The following is a 19,291-nucleotide window of genomic DNA, read 5'->3' on the forward strand; positions in this document are numbered from 1 at the left end:
ATACATCAATACTATGAAACTAACCTTAAGACTATTTACAATTAGCCTCATTTTATTGGTTGCTTCCTGTGGTACAAAAAAGGAAAAAGAAAAAGTTGAAGAAACCCAAATAAAAAAAGAAGTGACTGCGAAAGATATTTTAGGTAATCCAGATTATCTCGCCATAAGTTATGGAGGATATAGGGAAGTAAGCCGTGATAGCCAACCCTCGGTAGCTGAGATTAAAGATGATATGAAACTGCTGTCGGCTATGGGAATAAAAATTCTCAGAACCTATAATGTGCAGTTACCACATGCAGGTAATGTACTAAAGGCAATTAAGGAGTTAAAGACTGAGGATACCGAGTTCGAAATGTATGTAATGCTTGGAGCTTGGATAGATTGCAAGAACGCTTGGACAGGTCAAGAACCGGACCATAATGTGGAAAGCGAACAGAATGAGGGTGAGATTGCTCGAGCAGTGGCTTTGGCCAATACCTACCCCGACATTGTTAAAGTAGTTGCCGTTGGTAATGAAGCTATGATTAATTGGGCTACTAGTTATTACGTACAGCCCGAAGTAATTTTAAAGTGGGTAAACCATTTACAATTTTTAAAAATTAGCGGAGAATTGCCGGCGGATTTATGGATAACCAGTTCAGATGACTATGCCTCATGGGGTGGTGGTGAAGAAAGCTATCATACTGAGGATTTGGAAAAACTGATTAAAGCAGTGGATTATATCTCTATGCATACCTATCCCTACCACAATTCACACTACAATCCTGAGTTTTGGAAAGTTCCAGAATCTGAAGCAAATCTTTCAGATATAGAAAAAATAGATGCAGCCATGTTGCGGGCAGGAGATTTTGCAAAAAATCAGTACAAAGCTGTAAAAGAATACATGCTTAGTTTGGGAGTGGATAAACCTATCCATATTGGAGAAACAGGATGGGCCACTACATCAGATGGATTCTATGGTCCTGAAGGCTCTAAGGCTACGGATGAGTATAAAGAAGCACTCTATTACAGGCATATGAGAGAATGGACCAATGCAGAAGGTATTTCTTGTTTTTATTTTGAAGCATTCAATGAACGTTGGAAAGATGCTGGTAACCAGAACGGTTCCGAGAATCATTTCGGGTTGATTACTATTGATGGAAAGGCAAAATATGCATTATGGCCCCTTGTAGATTCTGGGGTCTTTGATGGATTGACTAGAAATGGAAATCCAATTACCAAAACCTACGGTGGTGATAAAGAAGCTTTAATGAAAGATGTTCTTGTTCCTCCCTTGGCTGAAGAACAATCGGTGGCACACTAAAATATAGTTGTCAAAAAGAGACACAAAGGATGAAAATGAAATCAAATGAAAAATTTTAACCATATTTATTTCATGCTGATATTGACCGTAACACTGAATGGGTGTATTGTTGAGCAAAAACTGGAAGTTGAGGTGTATGAAACTTCTGCCAATGGAAACAAACTAAGCTCGCTAACAGATTTTGATACAGAAGGCACTACAACCAAAATTCAGATACTTCCAGAACAGAAATTTCAAACCATTACAGGTTTTGGAGGTTCGTTTACTGAAGCCTCTGCCTTTTTGCTAAACAAATTGAGCAAAGAGAACAGGGATAAAATCATCAACGCCTATTTTGGAGAGGATGGAGCAAAATACTCATTGACTCGCACCCATATGAACTCTTGCGACTTTTCGATCATTAACTACTCCTATGCTCCGGTTGAAGGCGACTTAGAGCTGAACAACTTCTCCATTGATGAAGATAGAGATGATATAATTCCATTTATCAAAGAAGCCATGGCAGCTTCAAAAGATGGTTTTAAGATACTGGCATCACCATGGACCGCTCCTCCTTGGATGAAGGACAACAGGGATTGGAGAGGGGGTAAACTGCTTCCAGAGTACTATAATACTTGGGCATTGTTCTTCTCAAAATATATTGATGCTTATGCCTTGGAAGGAATCGATATCTGGGGATTCACAGTGGAAAACGAACCATTGGGAAATGATAATAATTGGGAAAGTATGCATTTTTCACCTGAGGAAATGACAGATTTCGTTCAGTATTATTTAGGACCAAAACTAGAAGAAGATGGTCACAATGTTAAGGTATTGGGATACGATCAAAATAGGGAACACTTAAATGAGTGGGTGGATGAAATGTTCAGAACGGAGGGATCTTCCAAATACTTCGATGGGACCGCCATTCACTGGTATGCCAGCACATTTGAGGTCTTTCCAGAAGCCTTGCAATATGCGCATTCAAAAGCCCCAAATAAATATTTGATTCAATCTGAAGCTTGTGTAGATGCCGAGGTCCCAAAGTGGAAGGATGATGAGTGGTATTGGTCAAAAGAAGCTACAGATTGGGGTTGGGATTGGGCTCCGGAAGACCAAAAACATTTACACCCAAAGTATGCACCTGTCAACAGATATGCTAGAGATATAATTGGGTGCCTCAATAACTGGGTCGACGGATGGATTGACTGGAACATGGTCTTGAACAAACAAGGAGGTCCCAACTGGTTTGAAAATTGGTGTGTTGCTCCCGTAATTGTTGATGAAGCAGAAGATGAGGTGTATTTCACACCAATCTATTATACAATGGCACATTTTAGTCGGTTTATACGGCCCGGTGCTACACGAATAGGGTTTGAAAAAACGGATGAGGACCTCTTGGTCACAGCAGCACAGAATCCAGATGGTTCAATAGCTGCAGTGGTATTCAATGAAAGCGAATCCAAAAAACAGTTTGAACTGATTTTGGGTGAAAGCGCCCAAAAGGTATCCATAAATCCAAAATCTATTCAAACTATTCTATTAAAACCAATGCAAACTAACTAAAACACAGTTCCTATGTCAACAGTAAAAACAGCGAAAAATGATAGAGTCCCTTTAGGGCAGAAAGCAGCCTTTGGAGCTGGTCACTTGGTTTTGAACCTATACCCGGGAGCATTGGGATTTTTTATGTTCTTCTTGCTCACAGCGTTTGGCATGGATCCTTTTTTAGCAGGACTTTTAGGGGGCTTACCTCGATTTTTTGATGCGATTACAGACCCCATTATGGGGTTTATTTCAGATAATACAAGCTCAAAATGGGGAAGGAGGAGGCCTTACATATTGGTTGGTGGTATACTTAGTGCCATTACTTTTGTTTTGCTTTGGCAATTGGATGAGAACAATTCTTCAGATTATAATTTTTGGTACTTTTTAATCATGTCAATGGTGTTTCTCATCGGAAACACCATGTTTGCAACACCTTTGGTAGGACTTGGATATGAAATGACCTCCGATTATAATGAGCGAACACGTCTTATGGCATTCTCCCAAACGGTTGGTCTATTGGCTTGGGTCATTGTACCTTGGTTTTGGGTTATTATAGCAGATCCAGATATTTTTAGTGATCAAGCCCAAGGGGTAAGAACCATGGCGATTTATGTAGGTGTGGCATGTTTGTTTATGGGTCTTTTGCCAGCTATTTTCTGTCGCGGAATTGATGCCTCCCATATGGCAAATAGAAAAAAGCTAACGTTTACTTCAATATTCAGCAATCTGAAAGACCTATTTATAAGTATAAAAGAGGCGGTAAAGAATAAACCTTTTATGAAATTATGTGGAGCTACCTTTTTGGTGTTCAACGGTTATCAAATTGTAGCCTCCTTTAGCTTCTTTATTTTTGTTTTTTATATCTTCAATGGAAGTTACGAAGCCACTTCTACATGGCCAGCTTGGTTTAGTTCCATAGGAGCATTGGTTTCCGCATTTTTGGTGATTCCAATTGTATCAAAGATGGCTGAGAAATGGGGAAAAAGAAGGGCTTTTATCATTTCAACAGCCCTTTCAATAGTGGGGTATTTGATGAAGTGGTGGGCTTTTACACCAGACAATATTTGGCTCTCTTTTATTCCAATTCCCCTGATGTCATTTGGTTTAGGAAGTTTGTTCACCTTAATGATGAGTATGACCGCCGATGTTTGTGATTTGGACGAACTTGTCAATGGTATGCCAAGAAAAGAGGGAACTTTTGGTGCTTTGTACTGGTGGGTTGTAAAACTTGGTCAAGGATTGGCTTTGGTCTTAGGTGGTCTGGTCCTTAAAGTAATTGGGTTTGATGGCAACGCCGCTACGCAGACAGCGGATACTTTAACAAAACTTAGAATTGCCGATATTGTCATTCCTGCCGTTACTGCAGGATTAGCTATTTGGATTATGTGGAAGTACAGTCTATCAGAAGAAAGGGCGAAGGATATTAAAGCGCAATTGGAAGAACGAAGAGGAGTATTATAAAGTCCTGGAATTGGTCACAAAATCATATAATTAAAAAGATAAAAAGATGTCAACAAAAATAATAATCCTATCCATCGGGGTTTTGCTTACACTGTTAGCAATACTTGGTAGTATAAAGGGAAGTTCAGGCAAAGGACTTATCAGCTCTAAACTGGGAGTACCTATTGGAATCATTGGGGTTTTGATGATGATTTATGGTAGTTATTCTTCTGAATTGGTAAACTACAACACCCAAATTGAGCAAGTTTCTATTGGAAAGAGGTTAAAGATTGAAGGAGATGTAAACGCAGTAAAGGTTGTTTCACCAATAGATAAAGATTCAGTGGACTGCCGCATTCTTACTATGGGTGTTTATCCTGAATCTCATGAAGAGGATATTTGGGTAATCATTAGACCTACCGATGATCGTTATTATCCTCAATCAGACCATACGAATACATCATATAAAAGAGATGGTGAGTGGCAAGTGGTTACTCGATTTGGTGGCGATAAAGGAGAAGCCTACGATCTTATTATTTACGAAGCGGATTCGGAGGCATCAGCATTCTTTAGTGCCACTATAGAAAAATGGAAAGAAGCAGATGACTATCCAGGTTTAAAGTTGGAAGAAATGCCCAAAGGAGCTAAAGAAGCGGAACGCATAAAAATCTATACGAGAAAGAATTGTCGAGGTATTTTTTAGGATATTTTACAGTTCAAAAGAGAATCTATCTATTAGGGTCAAACCCAAAATTTATCCACGTATATCAGATTTACCATAAACCAAAATAACCTAGTAAAACACTATAAAAGAATACTATGTCTTCATCTAGAAAAGAAAAATATTTGGCTTTGGCCGCTCTTGACTATAATGGAAAGTCAAGCGATGAACTTAAAACGCTTTGCAAAGAAGTCTTGGAAGGAGGAATGCACGGACTATGCTTTAGTCCCTATGAAGAAGGTCAAAAACCTGGTGAGCAAATAAACGAAGAACAGATACGAAGAAGAATGGAAATCATACGACCCTATACAGATTGGGTTCGTTCATTCTCATGTACCGAAGGAAACGAACTGATTCCCAAAATTGCCCGTGAATATGGAATAAAGACTATGGTGGGAGCTTGGTTGGGAGATGACCCAAAAATAAATGAGCAAGAAGTAACCAACTTGATTCAAATGGCAAATGAGGGCTATGTGGACATAGCTGCGGTTGGCAACGAGGTTTTATTACGAGGGGACCTTACAGAAGATGAGTTGTTAGGTTTTATGGGCCGGGTAAAGCAGGCAATACCAAATGTTCCCATGGGGTATGTGGATGCCTATTACGAATTTTCCGACCATCCAAGAATAGCCGATGCATGCGATGTGATTTTGGCCAACTGCTATCCATTTTGGGAAGGTTGTGATTTGGATTATTCCTTATTGTATATGAAGGATATGTATCAAAGGGCACTGCGGGCGGCTAAAGGAAAAAAAGTAATCATTTCCGAAACAGGTTGGCCAAGTAAAGGGTCAAGTTTGGAAGGTGCGTACCCTTCTTTGGACAATATGCTCAAGTACTTCATGAATACCCAAAAATGGGCACAGGAAGACGACATAGAGGTTTTCTACTTTTCTTCTTTTGATGAATCATGGAAAGTAGGAGCAGAGGGAGATGTTGGTGCCTATTGGGGTCTTTGGGACGCGCAGGAAGCACTAAAATTTTAGAAATTATATTTCAATTCTTTTTTAGGTAACGGAGAGCTCTTCAAAGGAGGTTATTATATAATTATCTTTTGAAAGGGCTCTTTGTCGTTACTTGTGTTTTTCATTACTTCGTTCTTTAAAAATAGGCTATGACATTATTTGTAGATATGGATGAGGTTCTTGCAGACACCTATCAAGCCCATATTGACGTTTATAATTCAGAATTTGGAGCTTCTCTTACCCGAGAAGAGTGTTTTGGAAAAGAAGTATGGCAGTGTGTCCCTGAAAAACACCAACAAAGTATAAGGCAGCATGCCTATACAAGAGGTTTTTTTCAAGAGCTGTCCGTTATTGAGAAAAGTAGAGAAGTCCTTGAACAGCTTAATGAGAAATACAAAGTATATATAGCTTCTGCCGCTATGCAATTCCCGAATTCCCTTGAAGAGAAATCGAATTGGTTGGATGTTCATTTTCCTTTCATTCCTTGGCAAAGGCGAATTCTTTGCGGGCATAAGAATATCTTAAAGGGAACCCTTTTAATTGATGATAGAAGTTATAACTTGGAGAGGTTTGATGGAAAAACAATACTTTTCACTTCTCCCCACAATGTCCATACCCAAGGTTTTGACCGTGCCAACAGTTGGTTGGAAATCGCGGATAAACTTTTGTAACTTGCGATATGCCCAAATTCAGACAAGTACTTAAGTTAACTCTAATTATCAGCTTTTTAAGTTTAAATGCCTGTCAATCCCAATCTAGATTGACTCGAGGAGAGTTGAATGTAAATACTGAAGAAAACCTCAAATACTATCTGTACTATCCCGAAGGCTATGATTCGAATGAAGAGGATGAATTTGGCATTCTACTTTTTTTACATGGTGGCGGAGAATCTGGTGGTACGCTTAGTGACCTACGTGGAAGCGGGCCTCCTAAAATGTTGGTTGAAGGAAAGCAATTTCCTTTTTTGGTTTTGGCGCCACAAAACCCTCATAAAAAGAAGTGGTGGAACACCCAGGCTTTGATACAGCTTTTGGAGGATGTAGTTGAGAAAAACAGGATTGACCCCGACCGTATATATTTAAGTGGTTTGAGCAGAGGTGGCAGTGCTGCATGGAGTATGGCCGTCCAGTATCCAGAAAAGTTTGCGGCGATGGCAGTTGTATGTGGCATGACACCAGTACCCTATGCCCACTGGATAAATAAAAATATGCCCATATGGGTTTTTCACGGTAACCAGGATAAGGTTATTCCAGTGTCTGAATCTGACACCATGGTAAAGAAATTAAAGTCAATGGGCTATACGGTGAAGTACACCAGGTACGAAGGAGTTGGTCATAACTCTTGGGCAAAAGCCTATACTACCGAAGAATTATATAGTTGGCTTGCTGAACAAAAAAGAAAGTGATGAAACAATATCTGGTTTTATGTTTGATTTTAACTACGATTTCTTGTAAACGCAACGGAAACGTATCAGTGAGTGCAACCCTTCCTGAGATAGATAGTGTTGAACGTATTGTAAAAGATACCGTACTGCCCGTCGAAAAGCAGAAAAAAGCACTTAAAAGTTTTACTGGTGTGGCAGATACCACCTTTGTTCGGCTGGCTGACTTTAGTCATGATTTCAAGTACGACTTACGCTACGCTACGGAAAACAATTTTCTGAAAGCTAAGGTATATGATTGTCCTGAGTGCTATACTCGGGCAAAAACCGCCAAAGCCTTGATTAAGGCCAATGCAGAGTTTATGGATAAAGGGTATAAAATCAAGTTTTTTGATTGTTATAGGCCAAATTTTGTGCAATTCAAAATGTGGAAAATTGTACCCAATCCGCAATATGTGGCCAATCCCGTTAAAGGTTCCATTCATAACAGGGGAGGAGCTGTTGATATCACCTTGGTGGATTTTGAAGGAAACGATTTAGATATGGGAACAGACTTTGATTTCTTTGGAAAAAGGGCCTATCACGACAATATGGATTTGTCTGAGGAGATTCTTAGTAATCGAAAGTTTTTAAAAGAGACTATGGAGAAACATGGATTTTGGTCCATTCGAACGGAATGGTGGCATTATAATCTTTCTGCTGGTTCAAATGATAAGGTGGCCAATTTTAAATGGGATTGTCCAGAAGAAACCAAATAGTTTTTTAATCAGTTTCAACTATTTTTTCACACACAACTACCTGTTTACTTTCATCCAAAAACTTGGTGAAGAATATATAATCTTCACCTCCGTCTAATATTCTATGTCTCTTGCGGAGTTCAGCTACCGAAATGGGAAAGTTTCGCGTAGCAATATTGGCTTTAGTTCCCCTAAAAGATTTTAGTGTAGTTTTTGAATAAGGCAAACATGATTTAACTAAGAAACGTCTTCCGGGGAATTCTATGAGTTTATCAGAAGTATATAAATGTGAATGCAAATGAAGTTTCTGTAAGTCAAATTGTTTGCCAATAGTTTTGAAAGCACCTGATTTTAGAATAGCGGCATTGGGTTCGTATAAGTACCTAGCGGGTAATCCCAAATCTGGTTGTATTGATTTCTCTTTTGCTTGGGTAAACTTAAAAGTATCTTTTCTGCCTGAACGGAGGTTCACCGCATGAAACACCGTCTCACCTATAAAATCTGCTTCCAACGCAAAAAGAACTTCTTTCACCTCATTATCTACCGCCACAACATGAACTTCTTTCACATATTTGAGTTCTTGCATTGCTTGAGAGATATCTAATAATGGAGATACCTTTATTAAAATCTTCTTTGAAAACCGAAATAATTCTGGAAGGGTATCCGATAGATTGGGTTCGCAATCTTTTAAAAAAAAGACCTTTGCTTTTGTTTTGTCCCTTCGAGATGAATCCACGAAAATCCAATCAAAAGTGGAAGAGGATTTTTTTAAAAAATGAAAACCATCTTCGGGAATACAAGTAACATTTTCAATCTTAAACTGATTGAAATTATGAGCGGCAACCTCACTCAATCCTTGGTTGGTTTCACAATGAAACACATGGGTTATTCTCTTCGAAAAAAAATAAGTGTCCGCGCCAAAACCTCCTGTGAGATCAACAAGACTTTTTCCACTAACCAATTTGGATTTGTATTCAGCGGTAACTTCGGAACTGGTTTGTTCCAAATGAAGTTTTGGGGGATAATAAATTTCATCCGAATTGAACCAAGTTGGCAGCTTTTGCTTAGCCTTTTTTTTGGATTCCAGTTGTTGGGCCAACTCTTTTTGGGATATACCCTCGAAAACGGGTTTTTGTAGCAATACTGACACGATGTCAGTGTTCCAATTATTTTTTATAAAACTTTGTGGACCAGTATTTAATATGAGTTTATTCAAACAAAAACTACAAGTTTTTAGTTAACTTTTTCACAAACGCATTTCCCGTTAAAAATTCCTTCAGAATAACCTTTACTGCCGTATATCCGGGTACAGCTACGACCATCCCAACAACACCAAAAAGCAAACCTGCTATAATGATTACGAGAAAGATTTCAAGTGGATGAGATTTAACACTGGTAGAGAAAATAAAGGGTTGTGAAAAGAAATTATCAATGAGCTGACCTATAATGATTCCGATTAAAACATAACTGGCTTTTGGTAAGATTACAGTGCTAAAATCAGCACCTAAAAAACTGGTCATGGTTAGGGTAATCATAATAGCTCCTCCTATGATTGGTCCAACATAAGGTATGATATTGAACAAGGCACAGAGGAAGGCTATGACGATGGCATTTTCCACTCCAACAATAAACAAGGTTATGGTATAGATGATAAAAAGAATAAGAAGCTGTAAAAGTATACCGGCAAAGTATCTGGATAGTAGACCATTTATTTTATCAATCGTAGCTACTAAATTGCCTTCTTTTTGGTCTGGAACAAAAACGAGCATACCCTTTTGAAGCAGTTTACTATCCTTTAAAAAGAAGAAAGAAATGAACAATACCGAAAACAAACCAATACTGAAGTTGCTCAAAAAATTGACAAAGGAATTTAGGAAGTTGGGAATAAACCCTAAGTCCAATCCCTGTATAACATTTTCTTCCAGTCCAGCCTCTTCAATTAAATCATTTACCCCATCAGTAGTTGCTCCAAAGTATTCCAATATTTCAAAATACAAGGTGTTAAGATTGGCTTTTAAATCTTCTAAATCCAACAATGAAAGGTTTTTGCTTTGTTCAGATATTAGAGGAATAAAAAGCGCTAAGATTCCTAAAAAGAGTCCTATCATCAATACCATGGTCGCCACTACGGCCAGTGTATTTGGAAATTTAAGTTTTCGCCTCAAGAATAGGACTATAGGTCTTCCCAAAAGAGCAATCACAGCGGCCAAGGCCAAGTAAGCTATAACCGATTGGATTTTTATAAAGAAGTATACCAATAAGACCACGGCTACAATAATGGCAACAGCTCTTAGAATTCCTTCAGATATTGTTTTGGCATTCATTGATTAGTTTTTAAAGGCATATTCCACAATGTTGGCTCCCATTTGAAGCGCTTTTAATCGTACCTCTTCAGGGTCATTATGTACCTCGGGGTCTTCCCATCCATCGCCTAAATCACTTTCGTAGGTAAACAATAAAACTAGTCTTCCTTCTTCAAATATACCTAGTGCCTGTGGTCGTTGGCCATCGTGTTCATGTATTTTGGGCAGGCCATTTTCAAAATTGAACTTTTGGGCAAAGATGGGGTGGTCGCCACCCACTTCTTCTAAACTTTTATTGGGAAACACTTTTTTTAACTCACGCCTTACATAAGGTTCCATACCATAATTATCGTCAATATGGAGAAATCCTCCGGATAACAGATAATTTCTCAGATTTTCGGCTTCTTCGTCGGTAAAGAAGACATTTCCATGGCCGGTCATATGAATTAGAGGAAATTGATAGATAGAAATACTGCCAACCTCTATGGTTTCGGGCTTTGCATCCAGCTTGGTATCGATATTCTCATTACAAAACTGAATTAAATTGGGTAAAGCGGTAGGGTTGGAATACCAATCTCCACCACCACCATATTTTAATATTCCAACTTGTTGGCAATGACCTACATATATCACAAAAAAAGTTAAAAAAGCCAAGAAACGGGTAAGTTGTGCCATTGATCCACGATTAAGAGAGTATATCAAAAGTACTGTATTCATGTCTAAAAAAATCATAATCCCTGCCATCGCCTTTCTCGGGATGGTTTTTATGGCCTTTTACACGGCCAAAATTGAAGATACACCTGTTTCAATAACTAAAAATGAAGTGACGTCTGATGAAACCTTTCCATCGGTTATAGTGGTAGAACTGTTTACCTCACAAGGTTGCTCCAGTTGTCCTCCTGCGGATGTTTTACTCGAAAAAGTCAAAAACCAATACCCAAATGAAGTGTTTGCTTTGTCCTATCACGTAGACTATTGGAATTACATCGGATGGGAAGATCCCTTTAGCAATGCGCGGTATACAAAACGGCAAAGTTATTATAATCAGAAACTGGGATATCGTGGAAATTACACTCCCGAGGCCATAGTAAATGGAAAGGAACATTTTGTAGGGTCCAGTAGTGGCAAGATGTACGCCAATATTGATAAATATAAATCCAAAAAGGCTCAAAATCAAATTGCATTAAGCAATGTGAGTAGAAGTGCAAATTCAGTTTCCTTTGATTATGAAATTGATGGTGATATTTCGGATAAGACCTTAAGGGCGGTTTTGGTTCTTGATGAAAGGACAACCTCTGTCAAACGAGGGGAAAATAGAAATAGAACGCTTAAGAATAGTAATATTGTGGTGTCAGAGAGTTATAATGAATTGAAGCTGTCTAAAGGTACAGGAAGTATTAGCATTCCATCTTTGGTAAGGCAAAATGAAGGTACTACTCTCATGCTATTGACTGAAAATGAGGCCTTGGATATTACAGGTGCCACAAAAACCAAAGTTTAGGTCATTCAATATTGGTCATTGCAACTGCAGTACATGCAAAAATAGCTGCGGTTTCTGTCCGTAACCGGGTGTTGCCCAATGCAACGGGGTGATACCCTTTTTTTATGGCCATATCAATTTCCTCAGATGAGAAGTCACCTTCAGGACCAATAAGAATAGTGGTGTCTTTTTTTGGAGCAAGGAGGCTTTTCAATTCTTTTCTCTCATTTTTTTCGCAATGTGCTATGAATGAAAATGAGTGTTTTGGACCGTTTTTTATAAAGTCATCGAAAGAAGTGAGTGGATTAAGTTTGGGCAGAAAAGTTTGCAAGGACTGTTTCATGGCCGATTGTAGAACTCTGTTCATACGTTCTAATTTCAGCGTTTTTCGTTCTGACCTCTTACAAAGAACTGGGGTAATCTCGTCAACACCTATTTCAGTTGCTTTTTCCAAAAACCATTCAAAACGATCGTTCATTTTTGTTGGAGAAACTACCATATGCAAACTATAGAGTCTTGGTTCAGTTTGACTAATTTTTGCAATTTGCGCATGACATTTCCGTGAATCCGTTGAGAGTAGTTCGGCATCAAAAAGATATCCTTTGCCATTGGTTATGTGGAGTGTATCCCCTTCTTTTTTTCGAAGCACCCTGCTGATATGTTTGCTTTCTTCGGGAGAGAAAAAAAAGGAAGTTGTTGTGGTGTCTAGCGTAGGACTGTAAAAAAGCTGCATCCTAAATTCTGTTAGTTTAGCTACCTATGGCATACCTTGCCTTCGCAGCAATACCTTGGTTGGTAAATTGATTCTCTAAGAACTTTAAGTACCCTACAATTCCAATCATGCCTGCGTTATCGGTACAATATTGAAATTTGGGTATATAGGTGGTCCAACCTTTGGTTTCCCTTGCATCCTGCAATCGTTGTCTTATTCCTGAGTTGGCAGCAACCCCACCCCCAATGGCAACATGTTTTATTCCAGTTTCCTTGGCCGCCTTTTCAAGCTTGTCCATTAGAATTTCAAGGATGGTGTACTGCACTGAAGCACAGATGTCATCAATATTGTCTTGAACAAAATCTGGATTATTCTTTGTATGCTTTTGAAGAAAATAAAGAATGCTGGTTTTGAGACCGCTAAAGCTGAAATTCAATCCATCAACCTTGGGTTTCGGAAAAGAAAAAGCACTCGGATTACCTTGTCTCGCATGTTTGTCTACCAAAGGACCTCCAGGATAGGGTAGTCCCATTAACTTGGCACTCTTGTCAAATGCTTCTCCTACCGCATCATCCAGAGTTTCGCCTAGCACCTCCATGTCAAAGTAATGATTGACCTTTACAATCTGTGTATGTCCTCCACTAATGGTCATTCCTAAAAATGGAAAAGGAGGAGCAGTCATTTCTTCGTCATCAATAAAATGAGCCAAAATATGGGCTTCCATATGATTCACCTCAATCAAAGGAATATCCAAAGCCAATGATAACGACTTTGCGAACGAAGTACCTACCAAAAGAGATCCCATAAGACCGGGCCCTCTTGTGAAGGCTATGGCTGAAAGTTGTTTTTTATCGATATTTGCCTTGGCCAAGGCTTGGTGGACCACTGGAACTATGTTTTGTTGATGAGCACGAGAGGCTAATTCAGGTACCACCCCGCCATATTGTTTATGAATCTCTTGGGTAGCCACCACATTGCTCAATACTTTTGTATTGCATAAAACGGCCGCTGAAGTATCATCGCATGACGATTCTATCGCAAGAATGTATATTTTTTTGGTAGTCACAGGCTTTGGAACAAAAATTGGTCATACAAAAGTAAAACATAAAGCCCTATCAAAAAACTTAGGAAAATACTGGTTCGATTACTATTATCCATTCTGTTGATAATGGTATTGGCTTCATTGATACTTTCCTTACCCGCGGTGCAAACCAGACTAGGTCAATATGCTACCAAGTCCTTAAATGAGGAGTTTGGTACCAATATTTCCATAGATAGATTGAGTCTTTCCCTTTTCAGTCTAAATGCAGGACTCAAAGGAATTTATGTTGAGGACCATAAAAAGGATACACTAGCCTATATTCAAAAACTTTCTACTTCTATTCTTAACCTTCGAAACATGTCCAATGGAAGTTTGGAATTTGGCGACATGGAATTGGATGGGGTAGTTTTTAATTTGAAAACCTATAAGGGTGAAGACGATACTAATCTGGACGTTTTCGTAGCAAAACTAGATGATGGTAAGCCAAGAGCACCTGGAACTCCACCTTTTTTTATGTCTTCGGATGAAATCCAAATTTCTGAAGGTAAATTCAAATTGGTGGATGAGAACTTGGAAAAACAAGAAACCTTGAATTTCTTCAATCTCGAGATTGATGCCAGTGATTTCCAGATTTTGGGCCCTGAGGTTACAATAACAATCAATGAATTGGCCATGGACAGTAAACGGGGAATCCGTTTAGAACAATTGTCCACTAATTTTAAATACACCAAACAGCAAATGCGGTTTGATGCATTGGAAATCAAAACCGAACAATCCCAGCTCATGGGTAATCTAGTATTCGACTACAACCGAGAGGATTTTTCGGAGTTTTTGGACAAGGTTAAGATTACGGCAGAGTTTACAGAATCCACTGTGGCTTTAAATGAAATCAACACATTTTACAATGAGTTTGGGAGCAATAAAATGGTCTCATTTTCATCAAAAATAAGTGGCTTCCTCAATAATTTGGAAGTAGAAGACTTGTTTTTAAGATCTGAGAATACTGGCATACGAGGAGATTTTGTATTTCAGAACCTTTTCAGCGAAACTGCTCCATTTGTGCTAAATGGAGATATTGATAACCTAACCTCCAGTTATTACCAACTTAGGTCACTGCTGCCAGATATTTTAGGAAAGAGCATCCCTTCGTCATTTCAAAAGCTAGGGCAATTTACCATTCGGGGAAACGCCGAGGTAACTGAGACATCTTTAGATGTTAAAGTAAACCTGAATACAGCCATTGGTAGCAGTTACACCGATTTGCAAATGACCAACATTCAAACTATTGACGATGCTTCTTATATAGGATTCATTTCCCTCATTGATTTTGATTTGGGAACATTTGTTGAGGACGAGAAGTTGGGATTGGCGAGCATGGATGTCAATGTTGAAGGGAAAGGATTCATTTCTGAGTACCTCAATACGGAAGTAATAGGTGAGGTATACAAATTGGAATTCAATGGTTATGAATATAACGGACTCAAAGTATCAGGAATACTAAAGGAAGAACTTTTTGATGGTTCCTTACTAAGTAGTGATGAGAATTTCAAGTTTGATTTTAAAGGATTAGCTGATTTTGGGGACGGGGCCAATAAATTCAATTTTATAGCTTCTGTAGATCATGCAGACCTGAAGCGTCTGAATTTTATCAATGACAGTGTATCCATATTCAAAGGAAATCTGAACATGGATATAGAAGGTAATACGTTGGACAACATTATAGGACAAGTACGTTTCTCAAACACAACTTATCAAAACAAAAACGAGACCTATTATTTCGAAGATTTTTCAGTTTTGTCCTCTTTTGATGCAGATACCGTAAGGACAGTAGAAATTAATTCTCCTGATATCATTACAGGTTATGTAAAAGGAAGGTTTAAGGTTGAGGAAATAGGAAAGTTGGTTCAAAATTCTGTTGGCAGCATTTACACAAACTATCGACCCTTTGAGATTTCAGAAGGCCAAGAATTAAGTTTCAACTTCAAGATATACAATAAAATAGTTGATGTTTTCTTTCCGGAGGTCTCGTTTGATGCCAATACCTACATCAGGGGTGATATTGTTGCCGATGAAGGGGATTTTAAACTCACTTTTAAATCACCAAATATTAAGGCCTATGGGAATGAGTTTGACAATCTGGAATTGAAGATTGACAACAAAAACCCCTTATTTAATACTTTCCTTTCGGTAGAAGATATGGCAACTTTATATTATGATGTGAAGGATTTCAATCTGATTAATACAACCCTAAAAGATACTTTGTTCTTTAGAACAGAGTTTAAAGGGGGCCGGGGTTTGGATGATAGCTATAACTTAAATTTTTACCATACGTTCAACCAAGAAAACAAATCTGTAATTGGACTGAAGAAGTCAGAAATGAACTTCAAAGGAAACACTTGGGTATTGAATAAAGAGGGCAATACCAAAAATAAAGTAATCTTAAATAGGACCTTGGACAGTATTTGGATAGAAGATTTGGTCATGGACAACGAAAATGAAGAACAGATAAGGTTACGTGGGGAGCTGGCAGATTCCACCTATAAAGATTTGGACCTACAGTTCAAAATAGTGTCATTGAATAAAATTACACCTAAAGTGGATAGTTTAAAATTGGATGGAACCGTTAATGGTTTCTTGAACATTCTTCAAAAAGAAGGGAAGTACTTGCCAACATCCAGTCTAAATATTGATAATTTAAGTGTAAACGATTCAAGGCTTGGTGATTTGGAAATTGGAATATTTGGAAACAATGACCTTACCCAATTTGGTATTAGTACTTGGTTGGATGATAATGGAAGGGAGAAAATGTCCATCAATGGAAAGATTACCAATAAAAATAAAGACACACGACTGGAACTTACTGCTAATTTTACCGATTTTGAAATGGAACCGTTCAGTCCTTTAGGTGAAGATGTTATTTCTAATATTAGGGGAAAAATAAGCGGAAACGTAAAAGTGATAGGCAAAGCCGAAAACCCTTCAATTAGTGGTAATTTAACGCTTAATGAAGCTGGCTTAGGTATACCTTACCTAAATGTGGATTATGATTTTGCTCCATTTTCCCAAGTCCGCCTTTTTGATCAAACCTTTTATTTTGAAAATATTGGTCTTTCTGATGTTGCGGAGGGTACTACGGCAACCTTGGATGGTACGATTAACCACACAGCTTTTGGAGACTGGTCTTTGGATTTGGATGTGGATACTAGGAACGACCGGTTTATGATACTGAATACCGAATTTAATGAAGAAGCCTTATACTACGGAACAGGTTTCATTAATGGTACCGGTAGTATTTATGGACCTACGGAAGGACTTACCATTTCAGTTGATGCAACCACTGGCCCAGGTACATCTTTGAAAATACCACTTAGCGACGTAACCTCAGTTGGCGATTATTCGTTCATTAATTTTATTGAAAAAAAGGGCACGGAAACATTTAAGGAGGAACGTGTGCTAAAGGATTATGAAGGTTTGGAAATGGCCTTTGATTTGGCAGTAACACCAGATGCCGAGGTTGAAATCGTTGTTGACCAGAATACAGGGAGTTCACTTAAAGGAACTGGTGAAGGAATTTTACTGATTGAAATCAACACAAATGGTAAATTCAATATGTATGGAGAATTTGTTGCGGTTACTGGAGAGTACAATTTTAGATATGGAGGTGTAATAGACAAAACATTCCAAGTACGCCCTGGAGGAACCATTCTTTGGGAGCGAGACCCTTTAGCGGCGCAACTAAATTTGGAGGCAGTATATGCCCTTAATGCCAATCCAGCACCTCTATTGGACAACCAAGGATTCAACGGAAGAATACCGACCGAAGTAGTGGTAAGGTTGGATGGAGAACTGGAGAACCCGAACATTAGTTTTGATATTGATTTCCCTGGAACCAATTCTGTGGTTCAATCCGAATTGGAATATAGACTCCAAGATCCAACAGTAAAAGAACGAAATGCTTTTTTCCTAATGGCGCAAGGAACTTTTGTAGACGACCAATCAGGTGGACTCAACCAACAATTGGTTACAGGAAACCTTATTCAAACAGCGTCAGGCTTGTTGAATCAAATATTGGCAGGTGAAAACGATAAATTGAATTTTGGTCTATCTTATGAACAAGGATTGCTTAACCCTGAAGCGGATATTCAAACCGAAAACCGCATTGGAGTTACCGTCTCAACAAAAATTTCGGATAGGGTACTGGTAAATGGCAGATTGGGAGTCCCGGTCGGGGGTGTGTCGGAAACTGTTGTTGCCGGAGATGTAGAGGTACAGGTTTTGCTAAATGAAGAAGGAACGCTCAGCGCAAAGATTTTTAATCGAGAAAATCAAATCCAACAGTTTTTTGCAGAACGGCAGGGATATACACAGGGATTGGGGCTTTCGTACCAAGTCGATTTCAATAACTTCAAAGACTTAATGCGAAAGATTTTTCAAAAGAAGGAGAAAAAAGAGGAAAAATCACCTCCAATTCAGTCAACGGAAATCATGGGGAAAGATAGTTTGATTCGTTTCAAACCTAAAAACAGTACCGCCAAGAGATCACCAAATTAATCTTGATTTTTTCTCATATTTTCATTGATAATTCTACGAAAACGTTTGCGAAAAACGTTGATTACAAATTAGTTAATATCTCATTCGTTAATTAAATAAAGTTTCCTAGTTTTGGCATCTTAAAGTGTTCAATGGCTTCAGAAATTAAAAAAATAGGCGTGTTTACATCTGGGGGAGACTCACCTGGAATGAATGCCGCTATACGCTCTGTTGTACGTACTTGCGCATATCTAAAATTGGAATGTGTGGGTATTTATAGAGGGTATCAAGGGATGATTGAAGGGGACTTTAAACCAATGGATGCCCGTAGCGTAAACAATATCATCAATAAAGGGGGAACCATACTTAAATCTGCACGTTGTGATGATTTTCGTACTCCAGAAGGCAGGAAGAAAGCACATGAGCAATTGGTGGCCGAGGGTATTGATGCCTTGGTGGTTATAGGCGGTAATGGCAGCTTTGCAGGTGCTTTGGCCTTGAATGAGGAATTTAATTTTCCAGTTTTAGGAATTCCAGGAACAATTGACAACGATATTTTAGGTTCAAGCTATACCATAGGTTTTGATACGGCCATAAATACCGTTGTAGGCGCAATCGATAAGATTAGGGATACAGCAAGCTCGCACAATCGACTTTTCTTTATAGAAGTTATGGGTAGGGATGTTGGGCACATAGCCCTTAACGCTGGAGTTGGAGCCGGTGCCGAAGAGATTCTCATTCCAGAACAAAATTTAGGTCTTGAAAGATTGTTGGATTCCTTAAAGCGAAGTAAGAAATCTGGAAAATCCTCGAGTATTGTTATTGTTGCGGAAGGCGATAAAACAGGTAAGAATGTTTTTGAACTCAAGGAATATGTAGAAGAACATCTGCCCATTTACGATGTTAGGGTATCTGTTCTTGGGCATATGCAACGAGGCGGAAACCCTACTTGCTTTGACAGGGTGCTGGCCAGTAGAATGGGAGTAAAGGCAGTAGAGAGCTTACTTGAAGGAAAATCAAACTACATGGTGGGAATACGGGACACCAAATTGATACTTACCCCAATTAGTGAGGCAATTAAGGCTCATACAGAAATAGACAAAGAACTCATACGAGTTTCAGACATAATGACTACATAATTAAAAACTAA

General features: G+C 38.6%; 16 protein-coding genes. 11 read left to right on the plus strand and 5 right to left on the minus strand.

The genetic code is table 11. The annotated features are described in order from the left end of the window. Window positions 1-13 precede the first annotated feature (13 nt). The 8 genes from ACOKFD_RS01260 (at window position 14) to ACOKFD_RS01295 (ending at window position 8,095) form a co-directional block, all read left to right on the plus strand. The gene (locus tag ACOKFD_RS01260; RefSeq protein WP_422859595.1) at window positions 14-1,303 is read left to right on the plus strand and encodes a glycosyl hydrolase family 17 protein; all 1,290 of its coding nucleotides are present in this window, start codon (window positions 14-16) and stop codon (window positions 1,301-1,303) included. A gap of 45 nt (window positions 1,304-1,348) precedes the next feature. Beyond that, window positions 1,349-2,848 (plus strand): glycoside hydrolase family 30 protein, encoded by a 1,500-nt coding sequence (locus tag ACOKFD_RS01265; protein ID WP_422859596.1) that lies wholly within the window; start codon window positions 1,349-1,351, stop codon window positions 2,846-2,848. 12 nt (window positions 2,849-2,860) lie between these two features. Continuing rightward, window positions 2,861-4,291, plus strand: coding sequence for an MFS transporter (locus ACOKFD_RS01270; RefSeq protein ID WP_422859597.1), 1,431 nt, complete (start codon window positions 2,861-2,863; stop codon window positions 4,289-4,291). Window positions 4,292-4,337: 46 nt separating this feature from the next. Continuing rightward, window positions 4,338-4,973: a hypothetical protein gene (locus ACOKFD_RS01275; protein ID WP_298998143.1), complete on the plus strand. Its 636-nt coding sequence runs from the start codon at window positions 4,338-4,340 to the stop codon at window positions 4,971-4,973. 116 nt (window positions 4,974-5,089) lie between these two features. Next, window positions 5,090-5,977 carry a glycosyl hydrolase family 17 protein gene (locus tag ACOKFD_RS01280; RefSeq protein WP_422859598.1) on the plus strand — a complete coding sequence of 296 codons (888 nt, stop codon included), beginning with the start codon at window positions 5,090-5,092 and terminating at the stop codon, window positions 5,975-5,977. Between the two features lie 128 nt (window positions 5,978-6,105). Next, window positions 6,106-6,627, plus strand: coding sequence for a 5' nucleotidase, NT5C type (locus ACOKFD_RS01285; RefSeq protein ID WP_422859599.1), 522 nt, complete (start codon window positions 6,106-6,108; stop codon window positions 6,625-6,627). 8 nt (window positions 6,628-6,635) lie between these two features. After that, entirely contained in the window at window positions 6,636-7,361 is a 726-nt protein-coding gene (locus ACOKFD_RS01290; RefSeq protein WP_422859600.1) for a prolyl oligopeptidase family serine peptidase, read from the plus strand. Beyond that, window positions 7,361-8,095 carry a M15 family metallopeptidase gene (locus tag ACOKFD_RS01295; protein WP_422859601.1) on the plus strand — a complete coding sequence of 245 codons (735 nt, stop codon included), beginning with the start codon at window positions 7,361-7,363 and terminating at the stop codon, window positions 8,093-8,095. Before ACOKFD_RS01290 ends, ACOKFD_RS01295 begins: the two co-directional genes overlap by 1 nt. Window positions 8,096-8,099: 4 nt before the next feature. Here the strand turns inward: ACOKFD_RS01295 and ACOKFD_RS01300 are convergent, their stop codons facing one another. The 3 genes from ACOKFD_RS01300 to ACOKFD_RS01310 form a co-directional block, all read right to left on the minus strand. Continuing rightward, window positions 8,100-9,224, minus strand: coding sequence for a THUMP-like domain-containing protein (locus ACOKFD_RS01300; RefSeq protein WP_422859602.1), 1,125 nt, complete (start codon window positions 9,222-9,224; stop codon window positions 8,100-8,102). A gap of 73 nt (window positions 9,225-9,297) precedes the next feature. Further along, window positions 9,298-10,398 (minus strand): AI-2E family transporter, encoded by a 1,101-nt coding sequence (locus tag ACOKFD_RS01305; protein WP_422859603.1) that lies wholly within the window; start codon window positions 10,396-10,398, stop codon window positions 9,298-9,300. Between the two features lie 3 nt (window positions 10,399-10,401). Continuing rightward, window positions 10,402-11,052 (minus strand): DUF4159 domain-containing protein, encoded by a 651-nt coding sequence (locus ACOKFD_RS01310; RefSeq protein WP_298998170.1) that lies wholly within the window; start codon window positions 11,050-11,052, stop codon window positions 10,402-10,404. Between the two features lie 40 nt (window positions 11,053-11,092). On the opposite strand from ACOKFD_RS01310, the gene ACOKFD_RS01315 reads away from it, so the two are divergent. Beyond that, window positions 11,093-11,878, plus strand: a complete 786-nt coding sequence (locus ACOKFD_RS01315; protein WP_422859604.1) for a DUF1223 domain-containing protein — start codon at window positions 11,093-11,095, stop codon at window positions 11,876-11,878. A 1-nt stretch (window position 11,879) separates the two neighbouring features. Here ACOKFD_RS01315 and ACOKFD_RS01320 read toward each other — a convergent pair whose 3' ends face one another. Together ACOKFD_RS01320 and tsaD are read right to left on the minus strand one after the other, a co-directional pair. Beyond that, a complete protein-coding gene (locus ACOKFD_RS01320) occupies window positions 11,880-12,590 on the minus strand; it encodes a 16S rRNA (uracil(1498)-N(3))-methyltransferase (RefSeq protein WP_422859605.1) in 711 nt (236 codons plus the stop codon). A 16-nt stretch (window positions 12,591-12,606) separates the two neighbouring features. Next, window positions 12,607-13,635 (minus strand): tRNA (adenosine(37)-N6)-threonylcarbamoyltransferase complex transferase subunit TsaD, encoded by a 1,029-nt coding sequence (gene tsaD, locus ACOKFD_RS01325; protein ID WP_422859606.1) that lies wholly within the window; start codon window positions 13,633-13,635, stop codon window positions 12,607-12,609. A 102-nt stretch (window positions 13,636-13,737) separates the two neighbouring features. Here tsaD and ACOKFD_RS01330 point away from each other — a divergent pair, with 102 nt between their 5' ends. Together ACOKFD_RS01330 and pfkA are read left to right on the plus strand one after the other, a co-directional pair. Further along, window positions 13,738-18,162, plus strand: a complete 4,425-nt coding sequence (locus ACOKFD_RS01330) for a translocation/assembly module TamB domain-containing protein (RefSeq protein ID WP_422859607.1) — start codon at window positions 13,738-13,740, stop codon at window positions 18,160-18,162. Between the two features lie 131 nt (window positions 18,163-18,293). Then, window positions 18,294-19,280 (plus strand): 6-phosphofructokinase, encoded by a 987-nt coding sequence (gene pfkA, locus ACOKFD_RS01335; protein ID WP_422859608.1) that lies wholly within the window; start codon window positions 18,294-18,296, stop codon window positions 19,278-19,280. Window positions 19,281-19,291: the final 11 nt, after the last annotated feature.

It is taken from the genome of Flagellimonas ulvae (assembly GCF_049333175.1).
Lineage (GTDB): Bacteria > Bacteroidota > Bacteroidia > Flavobacteriales > Flavobacteriaceae > Flagellimonas.